At 70.6% G+C, this 21718-nt stretch carries 19 protein-coding genes; 18 read left to right on the forward strand and 1 reads right to left on the reverse strand.

The genetic code is table 11. From position 1 onward, the window contains the following. The first annotated feature begins 1 nt into the window (after position 1). The 12 genes from ABZ622_RS12365 (at position 2) to nusB (ending at position 12793) form a co-directional block, all read left to right on the forward strand. A complete protein-coding gene (locus tag ABZ622_RS12365) occupies positions 2 to 364 on the forward strand; it encodes a DUF6167 family protein (protein WP_360542278.1) in 363 nt (120 codons plus the stop codon). Next, positions 364 to 3033 carry an alanine--tRNA ligase gene (gene alaS, locus ABZ622_RS12370; protein ID WP_360542279.1) on the forward strand — a complete coding sequence of 890 codons (2670 nt, stop codon included), beginning with the start codon at positions 364 to 366 and terminating at the stop codon, positions 3031 to 3033. Before ABZ622_RS12365 ends, alaS begins: the two co-directional genes overlap by 1 nt. 8 nt (positions 3034 to 3041) lie before the next feature. Beyond that, the gene (gene ruvX / locus ABZ622_RS12375; RefSeq protein ID WP_360542323.1) at positions 3042 to 3515 is read left to right on the forward strand and encodes a Holliday junction resolvase RuvX; all 474 of its coding nucleotides are present in this window, start codon (positions 3042 to 3044) and stop codon (positions 3513 to 3515) included. Between the two features lie 95 nt (positions 3516 to 3610). Continuing rightward, a complete protein-coding gene (mltG, locus tag ABZ622_RS12380; protein ID WP_360542280.1) occupies positions 3611 to 5362 on the forward strand; it encodes an endolytic transglycosylase MltG in 1752 nt (583 codons plus the stop codon). Continuing rightward, the gene (locus ABZ622_RS12385; protein WP_360542281.1) at positions 5349 to 6185 is read left to right on the forward strand and encodes a shikimate dehydrogenase; all 837 of its coding nucleotides are present in this window, start codon (positions 5349 to 5351) and stop codon (positions 6183 to 6185) included. Before mltG ends, ABZ622_RS12385 begins: the two co-directional genes overlap by 14 nt. 145 nt (positions 6186 to 6330) lie before the next feature. Next, positions 6331 to 7515, forward strand: a complete 1185-nt coding sequence (gene aroC, locus ABZ622_RS12390) for a chorismate synthase (protein ID WP_360542282.1) — start codon at positions 6331 to 6333, stop codon at positions 7513 to 7515. Continuing rightward, a complete protein-coding gene (aroB, locus tag ABZ622_RS12395) occupies positions 7512 to 9158 on the forward strand; it encodes a 3-dehydroquinate synthase (RefSeq protein ID WP_360542283.1) in 1647 nt (548 codons plus the stop codon). The genes aroC and aroB overlap by 4 nt, the downstream gene beginning before the upstream one ends. Further along, positions 9155 to 9595, forward strand: coding sequence for a type II 3-dehydroquinate dehydratase (gene aroQ, locus ABZ622_RS12400; protein WP_360542284.1), 441 nt, complete (start codon positions 9155 to 9157; stop codon positions 9593 to 9595). The genes aroB and aroQ overlap by 4 nt, the downstream gene beginning before the upstream one ends. Positions 9596 to 9721: 126 nt before the next feature. After that, entirely contained in the window at positions 9722 to 10543 is an 822-nt protein-coding gene (locus tag ABZ622_RS12405) for a Pro-rich N-terminal domain-containing protein (RefSeq protein ID WP_266917244.1), read from the forward strand. Between the two features lie 92 nt (positions 10544 to 10635). Further along, on the forward strand, positions 10636 to 11742 hold the full coding sequence (locus tag ABZ622_RS12410) for an aminopeptidase P family protein (RefSeq protein WP_360542285.1): 1107 nt from the start codon (positions 10636 to 10638) through the stop codon (positions 11740 to 11742). A gap of 50 nt (positions 11743 to 11792) precedes the next feature. Next, entirely contained in the window at positions 11793 to 12359 is a 567-nt protein-coding gene (gene efp / locus ABZ622_RS12415) for an elongation factor P (RefSeq protein ID WP_266917247.1), read from the forward strand. Between the two features lie 2 nt (positions 12360 to 12361). Next, positions 12362 to 12793, forward strand: a complete 432-nt coding sequence (gene nusB / locus ABZ622_RS12420; protein WP_259932672.1) for a transcription antitermination factor NusB — start codon at positions 12362 to 12364, stop codon at positions 12791 to 12793. Positions 12794 to 12962: 169 nt separating this feature from the next. Here nusB and bldD read toward each other — a convergent pair whose 3' ends face one another. Next, positions 12963 to 13463 carry a transcriptional regulator BldD gene (bldD, locus tag ABZ622_RS12425; RefSeq protein WP_014044812.1) on the reverse strand — a complete coding sequence of 167 codons (501 nt, stop codon included), beginning with the start codon at positions 13461 to 13463 and terminating at the stop codon, positions 12963 to 12965. A 221-nt stretch (positions 13464 to 13684) separates the two neighbouring features. Between bldD and pyrR the strand changes: the two genes are divergently transcribed. The 6 genes from pyrR (at position 13685) to carB (ending at position 21679) form a co-directional block, all read left to right on the forward strand. Then, a complete protein-coding gene (pyrR, locus tag ABZ622_RS12430; RefSeq protein WP_360542286.1) occupies positions 13685 to 14269 on the forward strand; it encodes a bifunctional pyr operon transcriptional regulator/uracil phosphoribosyltransferase PyrR in 585 nt (194 codons plus the stop codon). Between the two features lie 92 nt (positions 14270 to 14361). Further along, positions 14362 to 15348: an aspartate carbamoyltransferase catalytic subunit gene (locus ABZ622_RS12435; RefSeq protein ID WP_360542287.1), complete on the forward strand. Its 987-nt coding sequence runs from the start codon at positions 14362 to 14364 to the stop codon at positions 15346 to 15348. A gap of 2 nt (positions 15349 to 15350) precedes the next feature. Then, on the forward strand, positions 15351 to 16664 hold the full coding sequence (locus ABZ622_RS12440; protein ID WP_360542288.1) for a dihydroorotase: 1314 nt from the start codon (positions 15351 to 15353) through the stop codon (positions 16662 to 16664). Beyond that, positions 16661 to 17239 (forward strand): hypothetical protein, encoded by a 579-nt coding sequence (locus tag ABZ622_RS12445; RefSeq protein ID WP_360542289.1) that lies wholly within the window; start codon positions 16661 to 16663, stop codon positions 17237 to 17239. Before ABZ622_RS12440 ends, ABZ622_RS12445 begins: the two co-directional genes overlap by 4 nt. Beyond that, positions 17236 to 18378 carry a glutamine-hydrolyzing carbamoyl-phosphate synthase small subunit gene (gene carA, locus ABZ622_RS12450; protein ID WP_360542290.1) on the forward strand — a complete coding sequence of 381 codons (1143 nt, stop codon included), beginning with the start codon at positions 17236 to 17238 and terminating at the stop codon, positions 18376 to 18378. Before ABZ622_RS12445 ends, carA begins: the two co-directional genes overlap by 4 nt. After that, positions 18371 to 21679, forward strand: a complete 3309-nt coding sequence (gene carB / locus ABZ622_RS12455) for a carbamoyl-phosphate synthase large subunit (RefSeq protein WP_360542291.1) — start codon at positions 18371 to 18373, stop codon at positions 21677 to 21679. The genes carA and carB overlap by 8 nt, the downstream gene beginning before the upstream one ends. Positions 21680 to 21718 lie beyond the last annotated feature (39 nt).

Raw genomic sequence — 21718 nt, forward strand, 5'->3', positions numbered from 1 at the left:
CATGTTCCGCCGTACGTTCTGGTTCACCGCCGGCGCCGCCGCCGGTGTCTGGGCCACCGCCAAGGTCAACCGGAAACTCAAGCAGCTCACCCCCGAGAGCCTCGCGGCGCAGGCCGCGGACCGGGCGATCGAGACGGGGCACAAGCTCAAGGACTTCGCCCTGGACGTCCGTGAGTCCATGGTGCGGCGGGAGGCCGAGCTGGGCGAGGCGCTGGGCCTTCAGGCGCCGGTCGACCCGGACCTCCCGGTGCGGCGGCACTACGTCGTCGAGGCGTCCGAGCCCGTCGGACCCGAAAGGTCCCTCGGGGCAACCGAATACCGCAAGCTCCCCTACACGTCGTACAACCGGAATGAGGACCACTGATGGAGTCGGCTGAAATTCGTCGCCGCTGGCTGAGCTTCTTCGAGGAGCGCGGTCACACCGTCGTCCCTTCGGCGTCGCTCATCGCGGACGACCCGACTCTGCTGCTGGTCCCCGCGGGCATGGTGCCCTTCAAGCCGTACTTCCTCGGCGAGGTCAAGCCGCCCGCCCCGCGCGTCACCAGCGTGCAGAAGTGCGTCCGCACGCCGGACATCGAAGAGGTCGGCAAGACCACCCGGCACGGCACGTTCTTCCAGATGTGCGGCAACTTCTCCTTCGGCGACTACTTCAAGGAAGGCGCCATCGGTTACGCCTGGGAGGCTCTGACGAGCTCCGTGGCGGACGGCGGCTTCGGTCTCGACCCCGAGCGGCTGTGGATCACGGTCTACCTCGACGACGACGAGGCCGAGGCCATCTGGCGCGACAAGATCGGTGTGCCGGCCGAGCGCATCCAGCGGCTGGGCAAGAAGGACAACTTCTGGTCCATGGGCGTCCCCGGACCCTGCGGCCCCTGCTCCGAGATCAACTACGACCGCGGCCCCGAGTTCGGCGTCGAGGGCGGCCCGGCCGTCAACGACGAGCGGTACGTGGAGATCTGGAACCTGGTCTTCATGCAGTACGAGCGCGGCGCCGGTGACGGCAAGGAGGACTTCCCGATCCTCGGAGACCTGCCGTCGAAGAACATCGACACGGGTCTGGGCCTGGAACGCCTCGCCATGATCCTGCAGGACGTACAGAACATGTACGAGACCGACACCCTGCGCGTCGTCATGGACCGGGCCACCGAGCTGACCGGTGTCCGCTACGGCGCCGAACACGGCTCGGACGTCTCGCTCCGCGTGGTCGCCGACCACATCCGTACCTCCGTGATGCTCATCGGCGACGGCGTCACGCCGGGCAACGAGGGCCGCGGCTACGTGCTGCGCCGGATCATGCGCCGCGCCATCCGCAACATGCGGCTGCTGGGTGCCACCGGGCCGGTCGTCAAGGACCTGGTCGACATCGTGATCGAGACGATGGGGCAGCAGTACCCGGAGCTGACCACCGACCGCAAGCGCATCGAGACCGTCGCCCTCGCCGAGGAGGCCGCCTTCCTCAAGGCCCTCAAGGGCGGCACCAACATCCTCGACACCGCCGTCACCGAGACCAAGTCCGCCGGCGGCAAGGTCCTCGCCGGCGACAAGGCGTTCCTGCTCCACGACACCTGGGGCTTCCCGATCGACCTCACCCTGGAGATGGCCGCCGAACAGGGCCTCTCCGTGGACGAGGAGGGCTTCCGCCGCCTGATGAAGGAGCAGCGGGACCGCGCCAAGGCGGACGCCCGCGCCAAGAAGACCGGTCACGCCGACCTGTCCGCCTACCGTGAGGTCGCCGACAACTCCGGCGCCACCGACTTCACCGGCTACACCGCCACCGAGGGCGAGTCGACCATCGTCGGCCTGCTCGTCGACGGGGTGTCCTCCCCGGCCGCGTCCGAGGGCGACGAGGTCGAGGTCGTCCTCGACCGCACCCCGTTCTACGCCGAGGGCGGCGGCCAGATCGCCGACCAGGGCCGGATCAGGCTCCACACCGGCGCCGTCATCGAGGTCCGCGACGTCCAGAAGCCGGTCCCCGGCGTCCACGTCCACAAGGGTGTCGTCCAGGTCGGCGAGGTCACCGTCGGCGCTCCGGTCCTCGCCTCGATCGACGTCAAGCGCCGCCGCGCCATCGCCCGCGCCCACTCGGCCACGCACCTCACGCACCAGGCCCTGCGCGACGCGCTCGGCCCGACGGCCGCCCAGGCCGGTTCGGAGAACCAGCCCGGCCGCTTCCGCTTCGACTTCGGCTCGCCGAACGCCGTCCCCGGCTCGGTCATGACCGATGTCGAGCAGAAGATCAACGACGTGCTCTCGCGCGAGCTCGACGTCCAGGCCGAGGTCATGTCGATCGACGAGGCCAAGAAGCAGGGCGCCATCGCCGAGTTCGGCGAGAAGTACGGCGAGCGGGTCCGGGTCGTCACCATCGGCGACTTCTCCAAGGAGCTCTGCGGCGGTACGCACGTCCACAACACCGCCCAGCTGGGTCTGGTGAAGCTGCTCGGCGAGTCGTCCATCGGTTCCGGTGTGCGTCGTATCGAGGCCCTCGTCGGCGTCGACGCGTACAACTTCCTTGCCAGGGAGCACACGGTCGTCGCCCAGCTCCAGGAGCTGGTCAAGGGCCGTCCCGAGGAGCTTCCGGAGAAGATCGCCGGAATGCTCGGCAAGCTGAAGGACGCCGAGAAGGAGATCGAGAAGTTCCGCGCGGAGAAGGTCCTCCAGGCCGCCGCCGGACTGGCCGAGTCCGCCAGGGACGTACGCGGCGTCGCCCTGGTCACCGGCCAGGTCCCCGACGGCACGTCGGCCGACGACCTGCGCAGGCTCGTCCTCGACGTCCGCGGTCGCATCCAGGGCGGCCGGCCGGTCGTCGTGGCCCTGTTCACCACCGCCAACGGCCGCCCGCTGACCGTCATCGCCACCAACGAGGCCGCCCGTGAGCGCGGTCTCAAGGCCGGTGACCTGGTCCGTACCGCGGCCAAGACCCTCGGCGGCGGTGGTGGTGGCAAGCCGGACGTCGCCCAGGGCGGCGGCCAGGACCCCGAGGCCATCGGCGCCGCGGTGTCCGCCGTCGAACGCCTCGTCACCGAAACGGCGTGACGACGGGAATGACGCAGATGCGCCGCGGTCGTCGTCTCGCGATCGATGTCGGGGACGCCCGGATCGGGGTCGCCTCGTGCGACCCCGACGGGATCCTCGCCACGCCGGTGGAGACCGTCCCGGGACGCGATGTCCCGGCGGCCCACCGGCGGCTCGGGCAGATCGTCGAGGAGTACGAGCCGATCGAGATCATCATCGGCCTGCCGCGGTCCCTCGGCGGCGGTGAGGGACCAGCCGCCGCCAAGATCCGGGTCTTCGCCCAGGAGTTCGCCCGTGCGGTCGCACCCGTGCCGGTGCGACTGGTGGACGAGAGGATGACCACAGTGACGGCCAGTCAAGGGCTGCGCGCTTCGGGCGTGAAGTCCAAGAAAGGCCGTTCCGTCATCGACCAGGCTGCCGCTGTGGTGATCCTTCAGAACGCTCTGGAGTCCGAACGGGCGTCGGGCCGAGCACCCGGCGAAGGCGTCGAAGTGGTTGCCTGATCGCGATACGGTAACGTTCCGCGCGATGCGGCGGTGCTTCGAACAAACACCGCACAGCAAGAGACGGAACGTCGTCTCGCGGCTCTAGGGGATCGATGACTGAGTATGGCCGGGGCCCCGGCTCCGAACCGTGGCATCCCGAGGACCCCTTGTACGGGGACCAGGGATGGGGAGGACAGCAGTCCCCCCACGGCCAGGACCAGTACGGCGGCCAGCAGCAGCCCTACCCGCACGATCCGTACGCGCAGCAGCCGCAGCAGCCCCAGCAGTCGCAGGACCCGTACGCCCAGCAGCAGCCTCAGCAGCAGTCGCAGGACCCGTACGCCCAGCAGCAGCACTACCAGCAGCAGCCCGACTACGGAGTCCAGCAGGACCCGTACGCGCAGCAGCCCCAGCAGCCGCAGTACGACAACGGCGGCTGGGGCACCGGGCAGCAGCCCGCCGCGATGCCGTACGACACCCAGTCGGCGGCCGACCCGTACGGCGGGGGACAGAGCGGCTACGGCGAGACGCACGACTACTACGGCACGCCGGAGGCCTACCCGCCGCCGCAGCCCCCGGGCCGTCGCGAGCCCGCTGCCCAGCAGGCCCCGACGCAGACTCCCGACTGGGACCCCGAGGTCCAGCCGGAGGAGACCCACCCGTTCTTCACGGGTGCCGACGACCGCGACGACAACGGCGACGACAACGACGACGAGTACGACGACGAGCCGCGTGCGTCCCGTCGCGGCAGCCGCGGCGGCAACGAGCGCCGCGGCAAGGGCAAGAAGAAGAGCCGCAACGGCGTCGCCTGCCTGGTCGTCTCGCTGGTCCTGGTCGGCGGGCTCGGCGGGGCGGGCTACTTCGGCTACTCGTACTGGAAGGACAAGTTCGGCGCGGCGCCCGACTACGCGGGCAGCGGTTCGGGATCGGTCGAGGTGGAGATCCCCAAGGGCGCGTTCGGGTACGACATCGGCAACATCCTGAAGAAGCAGGGTGTGGTCAAGAGCGTCGACGCGTTCGTCTCCGCGCAGAGCGAGAACCCCAAGGGGAAGTCGATCCAGGCCGGGGTGTATCTCCTCCACGAGAAGATGTCGGCGGCCGAGGCCGTGAAGATGATGGTCGACCCGAACAGCCAGAATCTCCTGGTGATTCCCGAGGGTTTCCGCAATATCGCCGTCTACGAGATGGTCGACAAGAAGCTGAGCCTCAAGAAGGGCACGACCAAGGGAATCGCCACGGCCAAGAGGTCCGAACTCGGCCTGCCCGACTGGGCGGTCAACGGCAAGGACATCAAGGACCCGCTGGAAGGGTTCCTCTACCCGGCCGCATATCCGGTCACGAAGGAAACCAAGCCGGAGGCGATCCTCAAGAAGATGGTCGCGCGGTCCAACGAGGAGTACCAGAAGCTCGACCTCGAAGGAACCGCCAAGAAGTACAAGCTGGACGGCCCGTGGCAGGTGCTCACGGTCGCCAGCCTCGTCCAGGCGGAGGGCCTCACGCACGACGACTTCCGCAAGATGGCCGAAGTCGTCTACAACCGCCTGAAGCCCGACAACACGGTGACGAACCGCAAGCTCGAATTCGACTCCGCGTTCAATTACCTCAACAACCAGAGCAAGATCAAGATCAGCACCAAGGAGATCCGGACCAACCCGGACCCGTACAACACCTATTTCCACGCGGGGCTTCCGCCGGGCCCGATCAGCAATCCGGGCGACGAGGCCCTGCGCGCCACGCTCAGCCCCACCAGCAACGGGTGGATGTTCTTCATCTCGCTCGACGGCAAGAAGACCCAGTTCACCAAGACCGCCGCCGAGCACGACAAGCTCAACGAAAAATTCAAGGAACAGCATGGCCTCGGCTGACCGGCGGCACCGGGCGGCCGTGCTCGGTTCGCCCATCGCGCACTCGCTCTCGCCGGTGCTGCACCGGGCCGCGTACGCCGAACTCGGCCTCGATGGCTGGACGTACGACCGGTTCGAGGTCGACGAGGACGCGCTGCCCGGCTTCGTCCAGGGGCTCGACTCCACCTGGGCCGGGCTCTCGCTGACCATGCCGCTCAAGCGGGCGATCATTCCGCTGCTGGACTCCGTCAGCGAGACCGCGTCTTCGGTGGAGGCCGTCAACACGGTCGTCCTCACCGAGGACGGCCGGCGGACCGGCGACAACACCGACATCCCCGGGATGATCGCCGCGCTGCGCGAACGCGGGGTGGAGAAGACCGAGTCCGCCGCCGTCCTCGGCGCCGGCGCCACCGCCTCGTCCGCGCTCGCCGCGCTCTCGCAGATCTGCACGGGACCGGTCACGGCCTATGTCCGCAGCCGCGGGCGCGGTGACGAGATGCGCGGCTGGGGCGAACGCCTCGGCGTGGACGTCCGGATCGCCGACTGGGCGGAGGCCGAGCAGGCCCTGCGCGCCCCGCTGGTCGTGGCGACCACTCCGGCCGGGGCCACCGACGGGCTGATGGACGCGGTACCGGAGCGTCCCGGCACGCTCTTCGACGTGCTGTACGAGCCCTGGCCCACCGGACTGGCGTCCGCCTGGGCGGCCCATGGCGGCCCAGTCATCGGAGGTCTGGACCTCCTGGTGCACCAGGCCGTCCTCCAGGTCGAGCAGATGACGGGCCGTTCCCCGGCGCCGCTGGCCGCGATGCGCCGGGCCGGCGAGCAGGCACTGGCCGGCCGCTGACCGTTCTGCCGGCCCGCTGATCCGTCCGTCTGATGGACCGGCGGCGGGCCGGGGCCCCCGGCCGTGGGAGGATCGAGGGCGGCGGGCCAGGGCCGCGCACCCGGTCGCGCCGTCGCAGTTCCAGGCGCGAGCATGAGGAGCACCGTTGAGCAGGTTGCGCTGGCTGACCGCGGGGGAGTCGCACGGCCCCGCACTCGTGGCGACGCTGGAGGGTCTTCCCGCCGGCGTCCCGATCACCACGGAGATGGTGGCGGACGCACTCGCCCGGCGGCGTCTCGGTTATGGCCGCGGCGCGCGGATGAAGTTCGAGAAGGACGAGGTCACCTTCCTCGGCGGGGTGCGCCACGGCCTCACCATGGGCTCCCCGGTCGCCGTGATGGTGGGCAACACCGAGTGGCCCAAGTGGGAGCAGGTCATGTCGGCCGACCCGGTCGACCCCGCGGTCCTGTCCGAGCTGGCCCGTAACGCCCCGCTGACCCGCCCGAGGCCGGGCCACGCCGATCTCGCGGGCATGCAGAAGTACGGCTTCGACGAGGCCCGGCCGATCCTGGAGCGCGCCAGCGCCCGGGAGACGGCGGCCCGCGTCGCGCTCGGTGCCGTCGCCCGGTCGTACCTCAAGGAGACCGCCGGCATCGAGATCGTCAGCCATGTCGTCGAGCTGGCCGCGGCCAGGGCGCCCTACGGCGTCTACCCGACGCCCGCCGACGTCGAGAAGCTCGACGCCGACCCGGTGCGCTGCCTGGACGCCGACGCGAGCAAGGAAATGGTCGCCGAGATCGACCAGGCCCACAAGGACGGCGACACCCTCGGCGGCGTCGTCGAGGTGCTGGCGTACGGGGTGCCCGTCGGGCTCGGCTCGCACGTCCACTGGGACCGCCGGCTCGACGCCCGGCTCGCCGCCGCACTGATGGGCATCCAGGCCATCAAGGGGGTCGAGGTCGGCGACGGCTTCGACCTGGCCCGGGTCCCCGGCTCGAAGGCGCACGACGAGATCCTGGTCACCGAGGACGGCATCAGGCGCGCCTCCGGCCGTTCCGGCGGCACCGAGGGCGGTCTGACCACCGGCGAACTGCTCCGGGTCCGGGCCGCGATGAAGCCCATCGCGACCGTGCCGCGCGCGCTGGCCACCGTCGATGTCGTCACCGGCGAACCCGCCAAGGCCCACCACCAGCGCTCCGACGTCTGTGCCGTTCCGGCCGCGGGCATCGTCGCCGAGGCGATGGTCGCGCTGGTCCTGGCCGACGCCGTCGCGGAGAAGTTCGGCGGCGACAGCGTCGCCGAGACCCACCGCAATGTGCAGTCGTACCTCGACCACCTCCAGATCCGATGAGCGGCCCGCTGATCGTCCTCGTCGGCCCGATGGGCGTCGGCAAGTCCACGGTCGGTGAGCTGCTCGCCGGCCGGCTGGGCACCGGCTACCGGGACACCGACGCGGACGTCGTGGCCACGGCCGGCAAGCCGATCCCGGAGATCTTCTACGACGAGGGCGAGGAGCACTTCCGCGAGCTGGAGCGGCGCGCGGTGCACGCCGCCGTCGCGGAGCACACCGGCGTCCTCTCCCTCGGCGGCGGCGCCGTGCTCGACGAGGGAACCCGGGCGCTGCTCTCCGGCCGCCCCGTCGTCTACCTCTCGATGGAGGTGGAGGAGGCCGTCAAGCGGGTCGGCCTGAACACCGCCCGCCCGCTGCTCGCGGTCAATCCGCGCCGGCAGTGGCGCGAGCTGATGGACGCCCGCCGTCACCTGTACACCGAGGTGGCCCGGGTGACCGTCGCCACCGACGAGCGCACCCCCGAAGAGGTCGCCCAGGCGGTCCTCGACGCACTGGAACTGCCGGAGTGCACGGACGACCCCGTCACGCCCGGCCGGGAGAACACAGCCATGACCGAGCAGGGCCTCATCCGTATCCCGATCGCGGGCAGCGCGGGCACCGACCCGTACGAGGTGCTGGTGGGCCGGCAGCTGCTGGGCGAGCTGCCCATGCTCATCGGCGACCGGGCCAAGCGCGTCGCGGTGCTGCACCCCGAGGCGCTCGCCGAGACCGGTGAGGCGGTCCGCCAGGATCTCGCCGAGCAGGGCTACGAGGCCGTCGCGATCCAGCTGCCGAACGCCGAGGAGGCCAAGACCGTCGAGGTCGCGGCGTACTGCTGGAAGGCGCTCGGACAGACCGGCTTCACCCGCACCGACGTGATCGTCGGCGTCGGCGGCGGCGCCACCACCGACGTGGCGGGCTTCGTCGCGGCGACCTGGCTGCGCGGGGTGCGCTGGATCGCCGTGCCCACGACCGTGCTCGCCATGGTCGACGCGGCCGTCGGCGGCAAGACCGGCATCAACACCGCCGAGGGCAAGAACCTCGTCGGCGCCTTCCACCCGCCGGCCGGGGTGCTCTGCGATCTCGCCGCGCTGGACTCGCTGCCCGTGAACGACTATGTCAGCGGCATGGCCGAGATCATCAAGGCCGGGTTCATCGCCGACCCGGCGATCCTCGACCTGATCGAGGCCGACCCGGAGGGTGCCCGCACGCCCACCGGACCGCACACCGCCGAGCTGATCGAACGCGCCATCCGGGTCAAGGCCGAGGTCGTCTCCAGCGACCTGAAGGAATCCGGACTGCGCGAGATCCTCAACTACGGCCACACCCTGGCCCACGCGATCGAGAAGAACGAACGCTACAAGTGGCGGCACGGCGCGGCGGTCTCGGTCGGCATGGTCTTCGCCGCCGAGCTGGGCCGGCTGGCCGGCCGGCTCGACGACGCCACCGCCGACCGGCACCGCGCCGTCCTGGAGTCCGTCGGACTGCCGCTCACCTACCGCGGCGACCAGTGGCCCAAGCTGCTGGAGAACATGAAGGTCGACAAGAAGTCCCGCGGTGACCTGCTGCGCTTCATCGTCCTGGACGGCCTCGGCAAGCCCACCGTCCTGGAGGGCCCCGACCCGGCCGTGCTGCTGGCCGCCTACGGGGAGGTGTCCGCGTGACCCGCCGGGTGCTGGTCCTCAACGGCCCGAACCTCGGCCGGCTCGGCTCCCGCGAGCCCGATGTCTACGGAGCCACCTCGTACGCCGGTCTCGTCGACACCTGCCGCGCCCTCGGCAAGGAGCTCGGCTTCGACGTCGACGTCCGTGAGACCAACGACGAGGGGGAGCTGATCCGCTGGCTCCACGAGGCCGCGGACGGATCAATTCCGGTCGTTCTCAACCCGGGTGCCTTCACCCACTACTCGTACGGAATGCGGGACGCGGCGGCCCAGCGCACCGCCCCGCTGATCGAGGTGCACATCTCGAACCCGTACGCACGGGAGGAATTCCGCCACAACTCCGTGGTCGCACCGGTGGCCACGGGGACAGTGGCCGGATTCGGCATCGGCTCCTACCGCCTCGCCCTGCGCGCCCTCGCGGACGAGCTGACCGACTGACGGACCGGTTTCCCGGCCATCCGGGCACCGTCGCGCGTTCCCGGCCGTTGTCCCAGCGGCGGCCGGGAACGGTACGGTTGCCGTTCCACCAGCGCCAGTTGCCTGTACGAGACGGAGTGGCACCGGATGCAGCACGCAGTGGGGGCCCCGCTGCCGCCGCCCCAAGGACCCGGAAGCGGACCTGTCGGCTGGTCGCACCAGGCCCAGCACCCCGGCCACCCCGGTCCGCCGGGGCCGCCGCCCAGCACCCCGCCCGCGCCCGGCGGCTGGAGCGGGCCGGCCCCGCACCATGCCCCGGGCCCTCCTCTCAGGGAGACCGCGGGACACGTCCAGCTGCCGCCCGGCGGCCCGGTCCCGCTGCCCGCGCCGCCCGCCGAGCCCGGCACCGGCAGCGCGACCCTCGCGGTCCTCCTGATCGGCCCCGCGGGCGCCGGCAAGACCACCGTGGCCAAGCTCTGGGCCAGCCGCCGCCGGGTGCCCACCGCCCATGTCAGCCTCGACGACGTCCGCGAATGGGTCTGCTCCGGTTTCGCCGACCCGCAGGCCGGGTGGAACGACCACTCCGAGGCCCAGTACCGCCTGGCCCGCCGCACCTGTGGCTTCGCCGCCCGCAATTTCCTCGCCAACGGCATCTCCTGCATCCTCGACGACGCGGTCTTCCCGGACCGGCCGGTGGTCGGACTCGGCGGCTGGAAGCGCCATGTCGGCCCCGGACTCCTGCCCGTCGTGCTGCTGCCCGGTCTGGAGATCGTGCTGGAGCGCAACGCCGCCCGCAGCGGGAACCGCCGCCTGTCGGACGAGGAGGTCGCCAGGATCCACGGCCGGATGGCCGGCTGGTACGGCTCCGGGCTACCGATCATCGACAACTCGACGTACGACGTGGAGACCACCGCCCGCGTCCTGGACGACATACTCGCCCGCTCCATAGCCAGCCCGCCGACCTGGTGAACCGTCACCGGACGGTGCTCCCGGTGCCCGGCCGCCCCCCGGTCGGGTGCGCTGACCGCGCAGGCCCGCGCCACCGCTCGTAGGCTCGTGGCATGTCAGAGGTGTACGCCGTCCGCCGCGGGCTGCTTCGCGACCGGTGCGCCGCCGTCGGATCCGCGGCCGCTCTGGTCTCCCGCCCCGCCAACGTCCGCTATCTCGCGGGCGGAGCGCCCCCAGGTGCCGTGCTGCTGCTCGGACCCGGCGGGGACGTCCTGATCTCTCCCCGGGACCGGGGCGGTGATCCCGCCGACGGGCGCACCGACGACCGGCTGAGGGTCTCCCCGCTGCCGGCCTCCGACGGCGATCCGGCGGTCGCCGCCGCCGAACTGGCCGGCTCCTCGGGCGCGGAGTCGCTGGCCGTCGAGGAGCACCATCTGACGGTCGCCCGTCACCGGGCCATGGGCTCGGTGGCCCCGAGGCTGCGGCTGGCGGATCTCGGTGCCACCGTCGAGCAGCTGCGGGTGGTCAAGGACGAGGAGGAGATCGCCTGCCTGCGGATCGCCGCCGAGATCACCGACCAGGCCCTGGGCGAACTCCTCGAATCCATCCTGGTGGGCCGCACCGAACGGCACCTCGCCCTGGAGCTGGAGCGCCGCCTGGTGGACCACGGCGCCGACGGCCCCGCCTTCGCCACCTCCGTGGCCACCGGACCGAACTCGGGCCAGGGCCGCCACCGCCCTTCGGACCGGCGGGTGGAGGAAGGAGATTTCCTCTCCGTCTGCCTCGGCGCGAACTACCGCGGATACCGCTGCGAGATCGGCCGTACCTTCGTCATCGGCACGACGCCGGCCGACTGGCAGATCGAGCTCTACGACCTGGTTTTCGCCGCTCAGAGGGCCGGGCGGGAGGCCCTCGTGCCGGGTGCGGCCTACCGCGACGTGGACCGTGCGGCCCGGCATCTCCTGGACTCCGCGGGGCACGGCGGGGGGCTGGCACCCTGGACCGGGCACGGGGTGGGACTCGAAATCGACGAGGACCCGCAGTTGGCACCTGCGGCCATGGGTAAACTGGACGCTTGTGTGCCGGTCACCGTCGAACCGGGGGTCCACCTCCCGGGCCGGGGCGGGGTCCGGATCGATGACACGCTCGTCGTGCGCCCCGAGGCGGACGGCGGACCCGAGCTACTCACCATTACGACCAAGGAGCTGCTCGCGCTCTAGCGCGCATCCTCGGTCGTTCCACCAGCTTCAGTCCAGGAGATTCCGCAACCGTGGCTTCCACGAACGACCTCAAGAACGGCCTGGTGCTCAAGCTCGACGGAGGCCAGCTCTGGTCCGTCGTCGAGTTCCAGCACGTCAAGCCCGGCAAGGGCCCGGCCTTCGTGCGCACCAAGCTCAAGAACGTGCTCTCCGGCAAGGTCGTCGACAAGACGTTCAACGCCGGCGTGAAGGTCGAAACGGCCACCATCGACCGTCGCGACATGCAGTTCTCGTACATGGACGGCGAGTACTTCGTCTTCATGGACATGGACACCTACGACCAGCTCATGGTCGACCGCAAGGCTGTCGGCAGCGCCGCCAACTTCCTGATCGAGGGCTTCACCGCCTCCGTCGCGCAGCACGAGGGCGAGGTGCTCTACGTCGAGCTGCCCGCCGCCGTCGAGCTGACCGTCAAGCACACCGACCCGGGCGTCCAGGGCGACCGCTCCACCGGTGGCACCAAGCCGGCCACGCTGGAGACCGACTACGAGATCGGCGTCCCGCTCTTCATCACCACCGGTGAGAAGATCAAGGTCGACACCCGCACGGGCGACTACCTCGGCCGGGTGAACAGCTAACCGTGGCTGCCCGGAACAAGGCCCGCAAGCGTGCCTTCCAGATCCTTTTCGAGGCCGACCAGCGCGGCGAGTCCGTGCAGACGGTCCTCGCGGACTGGGTGCGGCACTCGCGGGCCGACACCCGTCAGCCGCCGGTCACCGAGTACACGATGGAGCTGGTCGAGGGGTACGCGCAGTACGCGGACCGGATCGACGACCTCATCGTGACCTACGCGGTGGACTGGGAGATCGACCGCATGCCGGTCGTCGACCGGAACATCCTGCGGCTCGGTGCCTACGAGCTGATCTGGGTGGACGGCACCCCGGACGCGGTGGTGATCGACGAGGCGGTCCAGCTCGCCAAGGAGTTCTCCACCGACGACTCCCCGTCCTTCGTGAACGGGCTGCTGGCCCGCTTCAAGGACCTCAAGCCGAACCTCCGCCGGGAGCAGTAGCACCGGCGGCGTTCAGCCAACGAAGGGCCCATGGCCGCTCGGCCGTGGGCCCTTCGGCGTGCGGCGGCCCGCCGCGTGCGAACCGGCACGCACGAAAAAAGCCGTGTCGGCGCGGGCACCCGTTGGGGTGAACCGCGCCGACACGGCGGCACGTTTCTTCAGGGGGGCGTCAGCCCTCTTCGTGGGCCACGGCGCGACGCGCGTCCGCGTCCAGCACGCCCCAGCTGATCAGCTGCTCCGTGAGCACGGACGGCGACTGGTCATAGATCACGGCCAGTGTGCGCAGGTCGTCCTGGCGGATCGAGAGCACCTTGCCGTTGTAGTCACCGCGCTGGCTCTGGATCGTCGCCGCGTAGCGCTGCAGCGGACCGGCCTTCTCCGGCGGGACGTGGGCGAGGCGCTCCAGGTCAAGGACGAGCTTCGGCGGCGGCTCGGCGGCACCGCCGGGCGTCGTACCGGGCAGGAGCTCCTGGACCGGGACCCCGTAGAAGTCCGCGAGCTCAGCGAGGCGCTGCACGGTCACGGCACGGTCGCCGCGCTCGTACGAACCGACCACGACGGCCTTCCAGCGGCCCTGGGACTTCTCCTCCACGCCATGGAGGGAGAGGCCCTGCTGGGTGCGGATGGCACGGAGTTTGGCCCCGAGCTGTTTTGCGTATTCGCTGGACATAAGGCTCCCCGGACGCTGGGACATTTCGCGGCTCCGCCGCGTTGCTGGTAACTCACTGTGAGGTTACGCAGCGTTACTTGGATGCGTCAAGCCGAATGGTCCGGACCGGCACCTCCCGGGGGCGGGAGCGGAGGCCGGCGCAAGCCCTGGTAACGTGGATGACGCAATTTCGACGTCCTTTAAGGTCCGTCCCGTGAGACGGAGAAGGAGGTCCGTTTCTTATGGACGCACAGCACGAAGCCACCGGCAATGCGGCACGCCCCGTTCTGGAGGCTCCCGACATCGCCCGGGTACTGACCCGGATCGCCCACGAGATCGTCGAACGCGCCAAGGGCGCCGACGACGTGGTCCTCCTCGGCATCCCGACGCGGGGCGTGTTCCTCGCCCGTCGGCTCGCCGAGAAGCTCGAAGAGATCACCGGCGGAAAAATGCCGGTCGGCTCCCTCGACATCACCATGTACCGCGACGACCTGCGGCTGCGCCCGGCGCGCGCCCTGGCCCGCACCGAGATCCCCGGCGAGGGCATCGAGGACCGGCTGGTCGTCCTCGTCGACGACGTCCTGTTCTCGGGACGCACGATCCGCGCCGCCCTCGACGCCCTGGGCGACATCGGCCGGCCCCGCGCGGTGCAGCTCGCGGTCCTCGTCGACCGGGGTCACCGCGAACTCCCGATCCGCGCCGACTACGTCGGCAAGAACCTCCCCACGTCGCTGCGGGAGACGGTCAAGGTCCAGCTCGCCGAGGAGGACGGCCGGGACGCCGTGCTGCTCGGTGTGGAGCGGACCGCCCCGACGGGCGAGCAGTAGCCCCACCACCCCCGTACGGCCCGCCACGAGCCACTACGGCTGCTTCCGCACGCCCGCATGCCTGAACCCTCCAGCCCCCGGAGAACACCCAGATGAAGCGTCACCTCATCTCGGCCGCCGATCTCACCCGCGACGACGCCGTCCTGATCCTCGACACCGCCGAGGAGATGGCCAGGGTCGCGGACCGGCCGATCAAGAAGCTCCCGACCCTGCGCGGCCGTACCGTCGTCAACCTCTTCTTCGAGGACTCGACGCGTACCCGCATCTCCTTCGAGGCCGCCGCCAAGCGCCTCTCCGCCGACGTCATCAACTTCTCCGCGAAGGGCTCGTCCGTCTCCAAGGGCGAGTCGCTCAAGGACACCGCGCTGACCCTGGAGGCGATGGGCGCCGACGCCGTCGTCATCCGGCACGGCGCCTCCGGCGCCCCGTACCGCCTCGCCACCTCCGGCTGGATCGACGGCGCCGTCGTCAACGCCGGTGACGGCACCCACGAGCACCCCACCCAGGCCCTGCTGGACGCCTTCACGATGCGCCGCCGCCTGGTCGGGACCGACAGCGGCCTGGGCCGGGACCTCGACGGCCGCCGGATCACCATCGTCGGCGACATCCTGCACAGCCGGGTGGCCCGCTCCAACGTGCACCTGCTGAACACGCTCGGCGCCCACGTCACCCTGGTGGCCCCGCCGACCCTCGTCCCCGTCGGCGTCGAACAGTGGCCGTGCGACGTCAGCTACGGCCTCGACGAGGTGCTGCCGAAGTCCGACGCGGTGATGATGCTGCGTGTGCAGCGCGAACGGATGAACGCCGCGTACTTCCCGACCGAGCGCGAGTACTCCCGCCGCTACGGCCTGGACGCCGACCGGATGGCGCGGATGCCCGGGCACGCCATCGTCATGCACCCCGGCCCGATGGTCCGCGGCATGGAGATCACCGCCGAGGTCGCCGACTCCGACCGGTGCACGGTCGTCGAGCAGGTCGCCAACGGCGTCTCGATCCGCATGGCCGTCCTGTACCTGCTGCTGGGCGGGTACGAATCCGCCGCCCCCGCCGCCCCGTCCCGTACCGAGGAGAACAAGTAACCATGAGCAAGATCCTTATCCGCGGCGCGAAGGTCCTCGGCGGCGAACCCCAGGACGTCCTGATCGACGGCGAGACCATCGCCGCCACCGCCCGGCAGGGCGAAATCGACTGGAGTGGCACCGGCATCGAGGCCGGTGACGCGACCGTCGTCGAGGCCGGTGGCCAGATCCTGCTGCCCGGCCTGGTCGACCTCCACACCCACCTGCGCGAGCCCGGCCGCGAGGACTCCGAGACCGTCCTCACCGGCACCAAGGCCGCGGCCGTCGGCGGCTTCACCGCCGTCCACGCCATGGCCAACACCTTCCCGGTCGCCGACACCGCCGGTGTCGTCGAGCAGGTCTGGCGGCTCGGCAAGGAGTCCGGCTACTGCGACGTGCAGCCGATCGGCGCCGTCACCGTCGGCCTGGAGGGCAGGAAGCTCGCCGAGCTCGGCGCCATGCACGACTCGGCCGCCGGGGTGAAGGTCTTCTCCGACGACGGCAAGTGCGTCGACGACGCGGTGATCATGCGCCGCGCGCTGGAGTACGTGAAGGCCTTCGACGGCGTCGTCGCCCAGCACGCCCAGGAGCCCCGCCTCACCGAGGGCGCCCAGATGAACGAGGGCGTCGTCTCCGCCGAACTCGGTCTCGGCGGCTGGCCCGCCGTCGCCGAGGAGTCGATCATCGCCCGCGACGTGCTGCTCGCCGCCCACGTCGGCTCCCGGGTGCACATCTGCCACCTGTCGACCGCCGGCTCCGTCGAGATCGTCCGCTGGGCCAAGTCCAAGGGCTGGAACGTCACCGCCGAGGTCACCCCGCACCACCTGCTCCTCACCGACGAGCTCGTACGGTCCTACAACCCGGTCTACAAGGTGAACCCGCCACTGCGCACCGAGGCCGACGTCATGGCCCTGCGCGAGGCGCTCGCCGACGGCACCATCGACTGCGTCGCCACCGACCACGCCCCGCACCCGCACGAGGACAAGGACTGCGAGTGGGCCGCCGCCGCCATGGGCATGGTGGGCCTGGAGACCGCGCTCTCCGTCGTCCAGCAGACGATGGTCGAGACCGGCCTGATCGACTGGGCGGGTGTCGCCGACCGGATGTCGTTCCGCCCGGCCGCCATCGGCCGGCTCGACGGACACGGCCGGCCCGTCTCGGCGGGCGAACCCGCCAACCTCACCCTGGTCGATCCGGCTTACCGTGGTGTCGTGGACCCCGCGGGCTTCGCCTCCCGCAGCCGCAATACTCCGTACGAGGGGCGCGAGCTGCCGGGCCGAGTCACCCACACCTTCCTGCGGGGCCGTGCAACGGTCGTCGACGGGAAGCTCGCGTGACATCACTCACCCCCCTGTACCAGCTCGCCGCCGACCGGAAGTCGGCCGAGGTGACCGACTGGTCCGCCCGGATCAGCTGGGTCGTCGGACTGGTCGTCCTGATCGCCTTCGTCTACTGGCTGATGCGCCAGGGATGGAAGTGGCGGGGCAGCCTCCAGTCCGACCTGCCGGAGCTCGCCGCCACCCCGGAGGGGTACGCGGACGGCGAGAAGCTGCTCACACTGAGCGGCCGCTACCACGCCTCGACCACCGCCGGGCAGTGGCTCGACCGGATCGTCGCCCATGGCCTCGGCACCCGCAGCCGCGTCGAGCTCACCCTGACCGAACAGGGACTCGACGTCGTACGGCCCGGCGCGGCCGACTTCTTCGTGCCGGCCGCCGCCCTGCGCGAGGCCCGGCTCGACAAGGGCATCGCCGGCAAGGTCCTCCCCGAGGGCGGCCTGCTGATCATCACCTGGGCGCACGGCGACAAGCTGATCGACTCCGGCTTCCGCTCCGACCGCTCCGCCGAGCACCCGGCCTGGGTCGAGGCCATCGACCAACTCACCAGCACTACGGAAGGCACCGCACGATGACGATCTCCACCCGGGGAGCCGCCAAAGCTCCCGCCGTACTCGTCCTGGAGGACGGCCGCGCCTTCCGCGGCCGCGCCTACGGGGCCGTGGGGGAGACCTTCGGCGAGGCGGTTTTCTCCACCGGGATGACCGGCTACCAGGAGACGCTGACCGACCCCTCGTACCACCGCCAGGTCGTCGTGATGACCGCCCCGCACGTCGGGAACACCGGGGTCAACGACGAGGACCCCGAGTCCGGACGGATCTGGGTCTCCGGCTACGTCGTCCGTGACCCCGCCCGGGTGCCCTCCAACTGGCGCTCGCGGCGCTCGCTCGACGAGGAGCTGGAGCGCCAGGGCGTCGTCGGCATCAGCGGCATCGACACCCGCGCGCTCACCCGCCACCTGCGCGAGCGCGGCGCCATGCGCGTCGGCATCTTCTCCGGTGACGCCGTCGCCGACGAGGCCACGCTGCTGGCCCGCGTCCAGCAGGCGCCCGAGATGGTCGGAGCCGACCTCTCCGCCGAGGTCGCCACCAAGGAGACGTACGTCGTCCCCGCGATCGGCACCAAGAAGTTCACCGTCGCCGCGATCGACCTCGGCATCAAGGGCATGACCCCGCACCGGATGGCCGAGCGCGGCATCGAGGTGCACGTACTGCCCGCGACCGCCACCCTGGAGGAGGTGTACGCGGTCGAGCCCGACGGCGTGTTCTTCTCAAACGGTCCCGGCGACCCGGCCACCGCCGACCACCCGGTCTCCGTCATGCAGGGCGTCCTGGAGCGGAGGACCCCGCTCTTCGGCATCTGCTTCGGCAACCAGATCCTGGGCCGCGCCCTGGGCTTCGGCACCTACAAGCTGAAGTACGGCCACCGCGGCATCAACCAGCCCGTGCAGGACCGCACGACCGGCAAGGTCGAGGTCACCGCGCACAACCACGGCTTCGCCGTCGACGCCCCGCTCGACAAGGTGTCCGACACGAAGTTCGGCCGCGCCGAGGTCTCCCACGTCTGCCTGAACGACCAGGTCGTCGAGGGGCTCCAGCTCCTCGACCAGCCGGCCTTCAGCGTCCAGTACCACCCCGAAGCAGCCGCCGGCCCGCACGACGCCGCGTACCTCTTCGACCGTTTCGTCTCCCTGATGGAGGGCCAGCGTGCCTAAGCGCTCCGATATCCAGTCCGTCCTGGTCATCGGCTCCGGCCCGATCGTCATCGGCCAGGCCGCCGAGTTCGACTACTCCGGCACCCAGGCCTGCCGCGTACTCAAGGCCGAGGGCCTGCGCGTCATCCTGGTGAACTCCAACCCGGCGACGATCATGACCGACCCGGAGATCGCCGACGCCACGTACGTCGAGCCGATCACCCCCGAGTTCGTCGAGAAGATCATCGCCAAGGAGCGCCCCGACGCGCTGCTGCCCACCCTGGGCGGCCAGACCGCGCTCAACACCGCGATCTCCATGCACGAGAACGGTGTCCTGGAGAAGTACGGCGTCGAGCTCATCGGCGCCAACGTCGAGGCCATCAACAAGGGCGAGGACCGCGACCTCTTCAAGGGCGTCGTCGAGGCCGTCAAGGAGAAGATCGGATACGGCGAGTCCGCCCGTTCCGTCATCTGCCACACCATGGACGACGTCATCGCCGGCGTCGACACCCTCGGCGGCTACCCCGTCGTCGTCCGCCCCTCCTTCACCATGGGCGGCGCCGGCTCCGGCTTCGCCCACGACGAGGAGGAGCTGCGCCGCATCGCCGGACAGGGCCTCACGCTCTCGCCGACCACCGAGGTGCTCCTGGAGGAGTCCATCCTCGGCTGGAAGGAGTACGAGCTGGAGCTGATGCGCGACAAGAACGACAACGTCGTGGTCGTCTGCTCCATCGAGAACTTCGACCCGATGGGCGTCCACACCGGCGACTCGATCACCGTCGCCCCGGCGATGACGCTCACCGACCGCGAGTACCAGCGGCTGCGCGACATCGGCATCGCGATCATCCGCGAGGTCGGCGTCGACACCGGCGGCTGCAACATCCAGTTCGCCATCGACCCGGCCGACGGCCGGGTCATCGTGATCGAGATGAACCCGCGTGTCTCCCGCTCCTCGGCGCTCGCCTCGAAGGCCACCGGCTTCCCGATCGCCAAGATCGCCGCCAAGCTGGCCGTCGGTTACACGCTCGACGAGATCCCCAACGACATCACCGAGAAGACCCCGGCCTCCTTCGAGCCGACCCTCGACTACGTCGTCGTCAAGGCCCCCCGCTTCGCCTTCGAGAAGTTCCCCTCCGCCGACTCCACCCTCACCACCACCATGAAGTCGGTGGGCGAGGCCATGGCGATCGGCCGGAACTTCACCGAGGCGCTCCAGAAGGCGCTCCGCTCGCTGGAGAAGAAGGGCTCGCAGTTCTCCTTCGTCGGCGAGCCCGGTGACAAGGCCGAGCTGCTGGCCGAGTCGGTCCGCCCGACCGACGGCCGGATCAATACCGTCATGCAGGCGATCAGGGCCGGCGCCACCCAGGAAGAGGTCTTCGACGCCACGAAGATCGACCCCTGGTTCGTCGACCAGCTCTTCCTGATCAAGGAGATCGCCGACGAGCTCGCCGCCGCCGACGAGCTGGGCCCCGAGCTGCTCGCCGAGGCCAAGCGGCACGGCTTCTCCGACGCGCAGATCGCCGAGATCCGCAGCCTGCGCGAGGACGTGGTGCGCGAGGTGCGGCACGCGCTGGGCATCCGCCCGGTCTACAAGACGGTCGACACCTGCGCCGCCGAGTTCGCCGCGAAGACGCCGTACTTCTACTCCTCCTACGACGAGGAGAACGAGGTCGCGTCCCGCACCAGGCCCGCGGTGATCATCCTCGGCTCCGGCCCCAACCGCATCGGCCAGGGCATCGAGTTCGACTACTCCTGCGTCCACGCCTCCTTCGCGCTGAGCGACGCGGGCTACGAGACCGTGATGGTCAACTGCAACCCGGAGACCGTCTCCACCGACTACGACACCTCCGACCGCCTGTACTTCGAGCCGCTGACGCTTGAGGACGTGCTGGAGATCGTGCACGCGGAGACCCTCGCCGGACCGGTCGCCGGTGTCATCGTCCAGCTCGGCGGCCAGACCCCGCTGGGCCTGTCGCAGGCGCTCAAGGACAACGGCGTGCCGGTCGTCGGCACGTCCCCCGAGGCCATCCACGCCGCCGAGGACCGCGGCGCCTTCGGCCGCGTCCTGGCCGAGGCCGGGCTCCCCGCCCCGAAGCACGGCACGGCCACCACCTTCGACGAGGCCAAGGCCATCGCCGACGAGATCGGCTACCCCGTCCTCGTCCGCCCCAGCTATGTGCTCGGCGGCCGCGGCATGGAGATTGTGTACGACGAGACGCGGCTCTCCTCGTACATCGCCGAGTCCACCGAGATCAGCCCCACCCGGCCGGTCCTGGTCGACCGCTTCCTCGACGACGCCATCGAGATCGACGTCGACGCGCTCTACGACGGCACCGAGCTCTACCTCGGCGGCGTCATGGAGCACATCGAGGAGGCCGGCATCCACTCCGGCGACTCCGCCTGCGCGCTGCCCCCGATCACGCTCGGCGGCTACGACATCAAGCGGCTGCGGGCCTCCACCGAGGGCATCGCCAAGGGCGTCGGCGTACGCGGACTGATCAACATCCAGTTCGCGCTCTCCGGCGACATCCTCTACGTTCTGGAGGCCAACCCGCGCGCCTCCCGCACCGTCCCCTTCACCTCGAAGGCGACCGCGGTCCCGCTCGCCAAGGCCGCCGCCCGCATCTCGCTGGGCGCGACCGTCGCCGAGCTGCGCGCGGAGGGACTCCTGCCGGCCAACGGCGACGGCGGCACCCTCCCGATGGACGCGCCGATCTCCGTCAAGGAGGCCGTGATGCCGTGGTCGCGCTTCCGCGACATCCACGGCCGCGGCGTCGACACCGTCCTCGGCCCGGAGATGCGCTCCACCGGTGAGGTCATGGGCATCGACTCGGTCTTCGGCACGGCGTACGCCAAGTCGCAGGCCGGCGCGTACGGCCCGCTGCCCACCAAGGGCCGCGCGTTCATCTCGGTCGCCAACCGCGACAAGCGCTCGATGATCTTCCCGGCGCGCGAACTCGTCGCCCACGGCTTCGAGCTGCTCGCCACCTCCGGCACCGCCGAGGTCCTCAAGCGCAACGGCATCAACGCCCGCGTCGTACGCAAGCAGTCCGAGGGTGTGGGCCCGCAGGGCGAGAAGACCATCGTCCAGCTGATCCACGACGGCGAGGTCGACCTCATCGTCAACACGCCGTACGGAACGGGCGGCCGCCTCGACGGCTACGAGATCCGCACCGCGGCCGTGGCCCGGTCCGTACCGTGCCTGACGACGGTCCAGGCGCTCGCCGCCGCCGTCCAGGGCATCGACGCGCTCACCCACGGGGGCGTCGGCGTCAGTTCCCTCCAGGAACACGCCGAACATCTGACCGCGGCCCGCGACTAGCAGCCGACAGGGGGACACCGGAAACGGTGTCCCCCTCTC

The sequence above is a fragment of the Streptomyces sp. NPDC007164 genome (assembly GCF_040634135.1).
GTDB lineage: Bacteria > Actinomycetota > Actinomycetes > Streptomycetales > Streptomycetaceae > Streptomyces > Streptomyces sanglieri.

Coding starts and splice junctions, on each gene's coding strand:
- ABZ622_RS12365 (WP_360542278.1), top strand. CDS start 2: ATGTTCCGCCGTACGTTCTGGTTCACCGCCGGCGCCGCCGCCGGTGTC.
- alaS (WP_360542279.1), top strand. CDS start 364: ATGGAGTCGGCTGAAATTCGTCGCCGCTGGCTGAGCTTCTTCGAGGAG.
- ruvX (WP_360542323.1), top strand. CDS start 3,042: ATGACGCAGATGCGCCGCGGTCGTCGTCTCGCGATCGATGTCGGGGAC.
- mltG (WP_360542280.1), top strand. CDS start 3,611: ATGACTGAGTATGGCCGGGGCCCCGGCTCCGAACCGTGGCATCCCGAG.
- ABZ622_RS12385 (WP_360542281.1), top strand. CDS start 5,349: ATGGCCTCGGCTGACCGGCGGCACCGGGCGGCCGTGCTCGGTTCGCCC.
- aroB (WP_360542283.1), top strand. CDS start 7,512: ATGAGCGGCCCGCTGATCGTCCTCGTCGGCCCGATGGGCGTCGGCAAG.
- ABZ622_RS12405 (WP_266917244.1), top strand. CDS start 9,722: ATGCAGCACGCAGTGGGGGCCCCGCTGCCGCCGCCCCAAGGACCCGGA.
- ABZ622_RS12410 (WP_360542285.1), top strand. CDS start 10,636: ATGTCAGAGGTGTACGCCGTCCGCCGCGGGCTGCTTCGCGACCGGTGC.
- bldD (WP_014044812.1), bottom strand. CDS start 13,463: ATGTCCAGCGAATACGCAAAACAGCTCGGGGCCAAACTCCGTGCCATC.
- pyrR (WP_360542286.1), top strand. CDS start 13,685: ATGGACGCACAGCACGAAGCCACCGGCAATGCGGCACGCCCCGTTCTG.
- ABZ622_RS12435 (WP_360542287.1), top strand. CDS start 14,362: ATGAAGCGTCACCTCATCTCGGCCGCCGATCTCACCCGCGACGACGCC.
- ABZ622_RS12440 (WP_360542288.1), top strand. CDS start 15,351: ATGAGCAAGATCCTTATCCGCGGCGCGAAGGTCCTCGGCGGCGAACCC.
- carA (WP_360542290.1), top strand. CDS start 17,236: ATGACGATCTCCACCCGGGGAGCCGCCAAAGCTCCCGCCGTACTCGTC.